A 6,677-nucleotide genomic window follows, 5' to 3' on the forward strand; every position below is an offset into this window, starting at 1 on the left:
GCGGATATCCTCGAGGAAGCGTTCGGTGGTCATCGGCCGGAAGGCGTTGCGCTCGAAATAGCCGGTCAGCCAGGCGTCGAAGCGCTCGCGGCCGACGACGCGTTCGATGGTGCGCAGGAAGGCGGCGCCCTTCTCATAGGCCACGTCGGTCAGCCCCTCGTCCGGGTCGCGGCCGGCGAGGTCGAGCTTGAGCCGGGTGTCGGCGGCCGGGAGATCGGCGAGGGTCGACTGCAGGTCGCCCCAGCCCAGCGACTGCAGCATCAGGGCGCGGTCGCGACCGTACAGCGACTCCATGATGCGGTTCTCGAAATAGACGGTGAAGCCCTCGTTGAGCCAGAAGTCGGCCCAGGTGGCGTTGGTCACCAGATTGCCGGACCAGCTGTGGGCCAGCTCGTGCGCCACCAGCGAGACCAGCGAGCGGTCGCCGGCGATGAGGGTCGGGGTGGCGAAGGTGAGGCGCGGGTTCTCCATGCCGCCGAACGGGAAGGAGGGCGGCAGGACCAGCAGGTCGTAGCGGCCCCAGCGGTAGGGGCCGTAGAGCCGCTCGGCCGCGTCGACCATGCCCGCGGTCGGCAGCAGCTCGTCGTGGGCTGCAGCCAGCATCGACGGCTCGGTCCAGACGCCGGTGCGCTCGTCGATGGCCTGGAAGGCGACGTCGCCGACGCCGATGGCGATCAGATAGGGCGGCACCGGATTGGTCATGCGGAAGCGCCAGGCGGTGCGGCCGGCGCCGGCGGGTTCGCCGGTCCCGAGGCTCTCGGCGCTCATCACCACCTTGAGGTCGGAGGGGGCGACGATGCGGGCGTCCCAGGTCTGGCGGATGCCCGGGCTGTCCTGGGTCGGCACCCAGGTGCGGGTCAGGATCGCCTGACCCTGGCTGAACATATAGGGCTTCCGGCCGCCGGCGGTCTGGGCCGGGGTCAGCCACTGCAGGGCGGCGGCGTCGGGCCGGGTGGCGTAGCGGACGACGATGCGGCGGCGCTCGCCGGGAGCGAAGGCCGGGAAGCGGATGGTCAGCGGCTGGCCGAGGATCGGATCGTTGGGGCCGGTCTCGAATTGCAGCGGGTTTCCGGCGGCGTCGCGGACGTCCTGGATGTCGAGGTTGCGGACGTCGAGAACGATCTCGTTCGCCCCCGGCTCGGCGGTGATGTCCAGGGCGGCCGCGCCCGACAGGGTCCTGGCCTGGAAGTCGGCGGAGAGATCGAGCGAGACATGGGTGACGCGGGCGATCTCGGGTCGGGCGTGGGAATGGATGTCGCGGACGTAGTCGACCGGGGCTGTGGCTGTCGCGGGGACAGCGGGCGCACTGGAGCCGAACGGGTTCATGGCGGCGCAACCTCCGACAGCGGCGGCGAGGGCGAGGGCGGATACGAGGCCGATCTTGCGGATCATCGGGGCGTCCTTTGCGGGTGTGCGCGGACAACGCCCCGACGGGCCGGAAAGATCAAGTCCCCGGTTCAGCCCCTCACGGAAACCGGCGTCGGATGCTGCGGCCTGAACAGGCGGCCGCGCTCGGCGACCAGCACGAAGACGAGGGCGGTCAGGCCCATGGCGGTCATGCCGAGGGCCATCGGGGCGACCGAACCGTTGAACTGCTGACCGATCAGGAAGCCGAGCAGGGAGCCGACCGTGGTCGAGATGAAGCCCTGGGCCGACGAGGCGGTGCCGGCGATATGGCCCATCGGCTCCATGGCCATGGCGCCGAAATTGCCGGCGATGAGACCGAAGCAGAACATGGTCAGTCCCTGCAGGACGGCGAAGGTCCAGATCGTCTCCAGCCCGGCGAGGGTGACCGCCGCATGGATCGCCGCCATGGCCGTGAAGCCGAGCAGGGCCGAGTGCGAGATCAGCCGCGAGCCGAGCCGCTCGACCAGCCGGGCGTTGAGCAGGGAGGCCACGGCGATGCCGCCGGCGACGAGGGCGAAGACTGTGGTGAACAGCCCGGGCGCCTCGAACACGTCGAAGAAGATCTGCTGGCTGGAATTGATGAAGCCGAACAGGGCGCCGGTGATGGCGGTCATGGCCAGGGTGTAGCCGATCGACTGGCGATTGGTGACGGCCTGTCGGAAGGCGGCGGCGATGCGGCCGACCCGGATCGGCATCCGGTCTTCCGGATGCAGGGTCTCGGGCAGGCGGATCGCGGCCCACAGCATGAAGGCGCCCCCGGCGAGGGCCAGGACGCCGAAGATCCATGGCCACGGGGCGACGCTCAGGACCAGCTGCCCCAGGGTCGGGGCGAGGATCGGGATGCCGAGGAAGACGAGGAAGCTGAGCGACATGACCCGGGCCATGGTCCGGCCGCTGTAGCGGTCGCGCACGATGGAGACGGCCAGCACCCTGAGCGCGGCGGCGCCCAGGCCCGTGCCGACGCGGGCGGCGATCAGAAGCTCGAAGCTGGGGGCGAAGGCGGCGAGGGCGCTGAACAGGACATAGAGCGACAGGCCGGCCATCAGCACCGGCTTGCGGCCGTAGCGGTCGGCGAGCGGGCCGTAGACGATCTGGGCCGCGCCGAAGCCGAGCAGATAGGCGGTGATGACCCATTGCCGGCTGTTGTCGGCGACCACGCCGAGGGCCTCGCCGATGGCGGGCAGGGCCGGCAGCATGGCGTCGATGGCGAGGGCGTTGAGCGCCATCATCATGGCGATCAGGGCGACGAACTCGGGGAAGCCCGGTCCCTTGAGGGCGGGCGCGGCGGCGGCGGCGGGGGAGGTCATCCGGGGCCAGATGCGGACGCGGGCGGCCGGGCGCAACCGTCGGCGGCCGGAAACCCCGGCGGCGAAACGTGAAGTGAGCGGGGCGAACGTCGTTATTGTCGGCGCCTGCCCGGCCGTGTCAGGATCGGCGGGTCGACGGGGGGCTGACCATGTTGAGGATCATTCTGGGCGTACTGGCCGGGGCCGTGGCGGCCATGCTGCTGGTCGGCGGGCTGGAAGCGGCCAGCCACCTGGTGTTTCCGCCGCCGCCGGGCCTGGACCCGTTCAACCCGGACGATCAGGCGAAACTGATCGCGATGATGCCGCTGGGCGCCGCGCTGGCGGTCGTGGCGGCCTGGACGGCGGGGGCTTTCGGGGGCGCGTTGACGGCCATCCTGATCGCGCGCCGTGCGTGGGCGGGCTGGATCATAGCGGCGCTGATCGCCGCGGGCGGGATCTTCACCGTGGTGAGCATTCCCCATCCGCTGTGGATGCAGATCGCGGCCGGCGTGGCGCCGCTGATCGGTGGCTGGCTGGCCGGTGTCGTGGCGAAGCGGTGGAAGCCGGCCGCGGCCGGGTGAAATCCGTTCCGGAGGCTGGTAGGAGGGCGGGCTTCCAGCCGACAGGACCCTCCCGATGACCGACTTTCCCGTGACCGTCTTCCACAACCCCGCCTGCGGCACCTCGCGCAACGTGCTGGCCATGGTCGAGGCGGCCGGCTACCGGCCCGAGGTGGTAGAATATCTCAAGACAGGCTGGGACGCCGGCCAGCTGCGGGCCCTGTTCGCCGAGGCCGGACTGACCCCGCGCGACGCGCTGCGCGAGAAGGGCACGCCGGCGGCCGAGCTGGGCCTGCTGGAGGCGGGGGTCAGCGACGAGGCGATCCTGGCGGCCATGGCCGAGCACCCGATCCTGGTGAACCGCCCGATCGTGCGCACCCCGAAGGGCGCGGCCATGTGCCGGCCGTCGGAGCGGGTGTTCGACCTGCTGGAGCGGACCCCGGAGCGTTTCGTCAAGGAAGACGGCGAGGTGGTGACGCGCTGACCGGCCATCCGGCCGGAGCGACGATGGTGCGGGCGGTCGGGCTCGAACCGACACTCCTTTCGGAACCGGATTTTGAGTCCGGCGCGTCTACCAATTCCACCACGCCCGCAGGGTCGTCGGCGGCCCTGCCCTAGCGAGTCCCGGGGCGGACGACAAGGCGCCGCCCGACGGGGAGGGCCTAGGCCGCGGCCACGTGGCTGTCCGGCTCTCCGGCGAGGATGCGGCGGGCGCGGATGTAGATTTCGATCCGCTGGGCGACGACCAGACCGACCGCCAGCATCATGAAGGCGTCCGTCACCGCCAGCACGTTCAGGCCCCAGCCGGCAGCGTGCGGCTCGAGCACGACCCGGAGGCCCTGACGGCCGAGCAGGAGGACCACGAGCAGGATGAGGCCAAGCGGCGAGGCCTGGGCCTCGAGCCCGCCGTCGGCCGTCTTGCGGATCACGACCATCTTGCCCCGCCACCAGCCCGCGGCGACGCCCAGGGCCAGGCCGGCGGCGAGGAGGGTCCAGTCGACGAGGGCGAACGGGACGTGGTCGGGATCGAAATGGATCGGCGCCCAGAGACCGAGGCCGATCATCGTCACCACAAGCAGCGGCACGATCCACATCCGCTCCGGCCGCAGGGGGCGCGGCTTGCGGTTGCGCAGCAGCACGAGGGGAAGGACGATCGCGACGACGATCAGCGGGATCAGTTGCTCGATGGTCATGACAGCCCTCGGGGCGTCCCGCCACGATGCGGGCGCCAACCTGTCGAAAGCTTAACCGCGCGGGCGCATCCGTAAAGCGCCATCGCCGCCTCCTGAGCGGGCAAGGAGACGACGATGAAGATCAGACACCTGATGACCGCCGCGCTCGGGGCGGTGCTGTTGTCCTGCCAGGGGCCGGCGGCGGTGCTGGCCCAGGAGGCGGCGGCGGGCGGCGTGGCGGCGAACCCGCATGCGGCGATCACCGAAGCCCATCGCGCGCGGGCGCTGGACACGCTGGACCGGCGGCTGGCCCACTATGTGATGCACGAGCGGACGCCGGCGATCCGGGCGCGGCTGGCGGAGCGGCGGGCGGCGTATCTGGCGCTAACCGACCCCGAGGCGTTCCGGCAGGCGATCAACGCCGACCTGCTGTCGGCGTCGGGCGACAAGCACCTGCAGGTGTGGATCGAGGCGCGCAGCCGCGACGAGGTCGCCGCCGCCGGCGGACCGCCGACCCTGGAGCAGATGGGCGCCGAGGAGGCGCGGAACGGCTGGGGCGTACGCGAGGCGAAGCTGCTGGAGGGCGGGATCGGTTATCTGAACCTAGCGTCGTTCAGCGGCCATCCGGACTCGGCGGCGGCGATCGACGCGACCATGGCCAAGCTGGCCGGGGCGAAGGCGCTGGTGCTGGACCTGCGCGAAAACCTCGGCGGCGGGGAGGTCGCGCTGCGCCAGCTGATGGGCCATTTCGCGCCCGAGCCGATGCGGCTGGAGAACCTCGAGTTCCGCCGCTGCAAGCCCAATCCGGCGGACCGCGAGGACTGTATCCAGGACGGCCGCGACACCTTCGAGCGTTTCGCCAATCCGGTGGCGGAGCCGATCTTCCCGACCCAGCCGATCTGGGTGCTGGTCGGGCCGGGCACCTTCTCGGCCGCGGAGGCGGTGGCCTACGACCTGCAGGCGGCCGGCCGTGCCGTCATCGTCGGCGAGGCCACGGGCGGCGGGGCCAATCCGTCGATCACCATGGACCTGGGGCCGTGGTTCACTGTGGTCATGCCGATCGGCGAGGCGCGGCACCCGGCGACGGGGACCAACTGGGAAGGGGTCGGCGTGCGGCCGGACGTGGCCGTGCCGGCGGAGCGGGCGCTGGACGAGGCGCTGCGGCGACTGGGCTAGGAGGCGATCTGGAACCGGATGGTCAGGAACAGCAACTGACCCACTTCGGGCGCGCCGGGCTCTGAGAGGGAGAGGCGGGCGGCCCGCATAGAGCGAACCGCAGATTCTCCGAAGCCGGCCCGCCGGTCCGACTCCCGCTCGATGCGGCAGTCCGAGAGTCGCCCGCCTTCACCGACAATGCAGCTAAGGACCGCGAAGCCGGCATTCACGCGGGAGTGCAACGCGCCGCCTGGAAACTCCGGCGTCGGCTGCTCGCGCCACATAGCGGTCGGAAACACCCTGGGATGATTCCACCGTGGCAGGTCATCACGTGGATCGGTAAGCGGCGTGCCGCAGCCCTCAATCACCCGATCAAGATTGGCGGACCGCGCCGGGAGGTCGAGAGCGTAGCGCCGGAGGGGGCTCTCTGGCTCAGGCTGCACCGCGACGGACAATTGCAGTGGCCCGCCGGTCCGGAGCCTACGGGCCACGGGTGCGGGAGCGGCGCTGAAAATCAGGGTTCCGTCCTCGCTGTTGAACCAGTGTCCGCTCTCCCGCCGCCGTCCGCCGAAGTCCATCTCGACGTATCGGCCCCGTTCGAGGAGAGCCGGCAGGCCGGTGACGAGAACGTCCAGCTCTCCGGCACGGCACCGGACGGCGATAGCCTGGCCGCTGGAATACCCCACCGTCGCCAGCATCATCTGCTGGGTCTCATCGATGGTCAGGTCCCAGTCGTCGCCGGCTTCCTGAGCGAGGGCGGGTGATGCAGCCATGGCCAGAACGGCCGCGATGACCGCCGCCCGCATCACGCAGGCCCGACCGTCTGTTCGATGGCGCCGAAGATGGAGTGGTGCTGGTCGTCGAGCATTTCGATGCGGACGGTGTCGCCGTGCTTCAGGAACGGCGTCTCCGGCTTGCCGCGCAGGATGGTTTCGACGGTGCGGATCTCGGCGATGCAGGAATAGCCGAGGCCGCCCTCGCTGACCGGCTTGCCCGGGCCGCCGTCGGCGTCGCGGTTGGAGACGGTGCCGGAGCCGATGATGGTCCCGGCGCACAGGTTCCGCGTCTTCGCCAAGTGGGCGATCAGGGTCCCGAAG

8 protein-coding genes and 1 tRNA gene are annotated in these 6,677 nt (G+C 70.9%); 3 read left to right on the forward strand and 6 right to left on the reverse strand.

The window, feature by feature from the left end; translation table 11 throughout:
- Positions 1-1,392: M1 family aminopeptidase/hydrolase (locus VGD32_RS07775; protein WP_331031328.1), on the reverse strand; the 1,392-nt coding region annotated here is incomplete at its 3' end.
- 65 nt (positions 1,393-1,457) lie between these two features.
- Positions 1,458-2,714, reverse strand: a complete 1,257-nt coding sequence (locus VGD32_RS07780; RefSeq protein WP_331031329.1) for a multidrug effflux MFS transporter — start codon at positions 2,712-2,714, stop codon at positions 1,458-1,460.
- A 149-nt stretch (positions 2,715-2,863) separates the two neighbouring features.
- Here VGD32_RS07780 and VGD32_RS07785 point away from each other — a divergent pair, with 149 nt between their 5' ends.
- Together VGD32_RS07785 and arsC are read left to right on the forward strand one after the other, a co-directional pair.
- Positions 2,864-3,274, forward strand: coding sequence for a hypothetical protein (locus VGD32_RS07785; protein ID WP_331031330.1), 411 nt, complete (start codon positions 2,864-2,866; stop codon positions 3,272-3,274).
- A 55-nt stretch (positions 3,275-3,329) separates the two neighbouring features.
- Positions 3,330-3,737, forward strand: a complete 408-nt coding sequence (arsC, locus tag VGD32_RS07790) for an arsenate reductase (glutaredoxin) (protein WP_331031331.1) — start codon at positions 3,330-3,332, stop codon at positions 3,735-3,737.
- 24 nt (positions 3,738-3,761) lie between these two features.
- On the opposite strand, the gene VGD32_RS07795 is transcribed toward arsC, so the two are convergent.
- Both VGD32_RS07795 and VGD32_RS07800 read right to left on the reverse strand, forming a co-directional pair.
- Positions 3,762-3,846 (reverse strand) — tRNA-Leu (locus VGD32_RS07795).
- 69 nt (positions 3,847-3,915) lie between these two features.
- Complete coding sequence (locus tag VGD32_RS07800; protein WP_331031332.1) at positions 3,916-4,446, reverse strand: DUF1453 domain-containing protein; 531 nt, start codon at positions 4,444-4,446, stop codon at positions 3,916-3,918.
- A gap of 114 nt (positions 4,447-4,560) precedes the next feature.
- Here VGD32_RS07800 and VGD32_RS07805 point away from each other — a divergent pair, with 114 nt between their 5' ends.
- On the forward strand, positions 4,561-5,601 hold the full coding sequence (locus tag VGD32_RS07805; RefSeq protein ID WP_331031333.1) for a S41 family peptidase: 1,041 nt from the start codon (positions 4,561-4,563) through the stop codon (positions 5,599-5,601).
- Here the strand turns inward: VGD32_RS07805 and VGD32_RS07810 are convergent.
- Both VGD32_RS07810 and VGD32_RS07815 read right to left on the reverse strand, forming a co-directional pair.
- Complete coding sequence (locus tag VGD32_RS07810) at positions 5,598-6,386, reverse strand: hypothetical protein (protein ID WP_331031334.1); 789 nt, start codon at positions 6,384-6,386, stop codon at positions 5,598-5,600. The genes VGD32_RS07805 and VGD32_RS07810 overlap by 4 nt on opposite strands.
- On the reverse strand, positions 6,386-6,677 hold a 292-nt coding region (locus tag VGD32_RS07815), incomplete at its 5' end, for a fumarylacetoacetate hydrolase family protein (RefSeq protein WP_331031335.1). The genes VGD32_RS07810 and VGD32_RS07815, both read right to left, overlap by 1 nt.

It is taken from the genome of Brevundimonas sp. (genome assembly GCF_036402095.1).
GTDB lineage: Bacteria > Pseudomonadota > Alphaproteobacteria > Caulobacterales > Caulobacteraceae > Brevundimonas.